The following is a 1,574-nucleotide window of genomic DNA, read 5'->3' as shown; positions in this document are numbered from 1 at the left end:
CCGCCTTCGGCGGCCCCACCCCAAAATTCCCCAGATACGAGGAAATGAACGAGTTTGTCCAAAGTCCAGCTCCCATATCGGCCAGGCATTTACACCCTTTGGGAAGTCGCTCCACCTCCAACGATGTCCGGCGTCCAAAGGGATTCAATGACCGCCAGCAGGTTGATCTGGTTCGTCCCTTCGTAGATCTGATTCAGTCGAACATCCCGCATGGCCTTCTCGACCCCATAGGGAGGAAGGTAGCTGTAATCCCCCAGCAACTCCATCGCTCGATTGGCCACATACAGGCCGAGATCCGCGCACAGGGCTTTGGTCGCTGCGGCGATCCCCTGGACAGGACGCGGATACCGGGCGCTCTGCCAGACCATCGCCCGCATGGCCATCGTGATGGTCCACAGCTCGGCCAAGGCGAGCTGCACCTCCGAATAAGCCAGCAAAGGTTTGCCCCCAAACCGGGTTTCACGGGCAAATCGGGTGGCGGCCTCCACGGCCCCCCGCGCGATCCCCAAGGCAATCGCCCCGACCACGGCCCGGGAATAATTCAACACGTTCCGGTTCAGGGCCCAGCCGGAGCGCTCGGGCCCAATGCGATGGCTATGTGGGACAAAGACCTCATCAAAGAACAGCTGAGCGGCGTCGCATGCCCGCTGCCCCAATTTCCGCTCCCGCCGCCCGATCCGAAAACCCGCCCGGCTCCTCTCAACAATGAAAGCGGTGAAATCCTGAGCCACCTGGGCCGGTTTTCCGTCCTCTCGCTCCAACACCGCGAATACCACCACCGCATCACATCGGCTGCCACCGGAGATGAACACCTTCTGGCCACGGATCACATAGCCGCCAGGGACTTTGCGGGCAGTGGTCTGAAAGCGAGCGCAGGTTGCCCCTTCGCTCTCCTCCACATCGGACCCTGCCTCCGGCTCGGTGATGGCGTAGGACACCAGGCGGATCCTTCCCCGGCGGTTTGCGTAACAGATCGGCCAGAGCCAGCGGCGCCAGATCCCCCAATCGCCGCAGAGGAGCAGAGGGGCCATCCCCAAATCGTGAAACAGCAAGGCCAGGCCCAGGCCGCCGCAGGCCGCACAGAACTCCTCCGCCTTCAAGGCGAAATGGAAGATATGTCGCCTCCAAATGGCCCGCCACGGCATTGTGCCAAAGGGCCAGGGCGCGGTCTCCGAAAGAAAACCCCTCCGCCCAGCCTCCAGGTAAAGCAGACGCAGATCCGCTCCCTCTGGATCCCGGTCCGCCTCCATGGCAAGAGGAGCGATAAACTGCTCCGCGAAACGCCGATAAGCCCAACGGCGTTTTTGAAGATCCAAAGGCAAGGTTCGGGTATCCCGGTTCCATAGCGCCTCCGGGGAGTGATCATACAGCCAACGCCCCAGCGGCTTCAGGCGCTGAATGGAATCCAGGAGCATAGGATGCATCGCTCCCTCCTTTCTCCAGAGGGGTGGCGCCGTTTATTCTTTTCTTCCTGTTTTGTCGCAGAGATGAAAATGGGAGGGATTAGAATCGAGGGGCTTGTCAACCAAGCCCTTTAAGGAAGATTTCCAGTGTAGGGCGGGCCGCTTACGCGG

General features: G+C 61.1%; 1 protein-coding gene. It reads right to left on the bottom strand.

The features are described from left to right. Positions 1–89: 89 nt before the first annotated feature. Positions 90–1,424: an acyl-CoA dehydrogenase family protein gene (locus ACFMO5_RS11580; protein WP_376792908.1), complete on the bottom strand. Its 1,335-nt coding sequence runs from the start codon at positions 1,422–1,424 to the stop codon at positions 90–92. Positions 1,425–1,574 lie beyond the last annotated feature (150 nt).

The sequence above is a fragment of the Thermoflexus sp. genome (assembly GCF_042408365.1).
Lineage (GTDB): Bacteria > Chloroflexota > Anaerolineae > Thermoflexales > Thermoflexaceae > Thermoflexus.
This window is presented reverse-complemented; position numbering and strand designations above follow the sequence as displayed.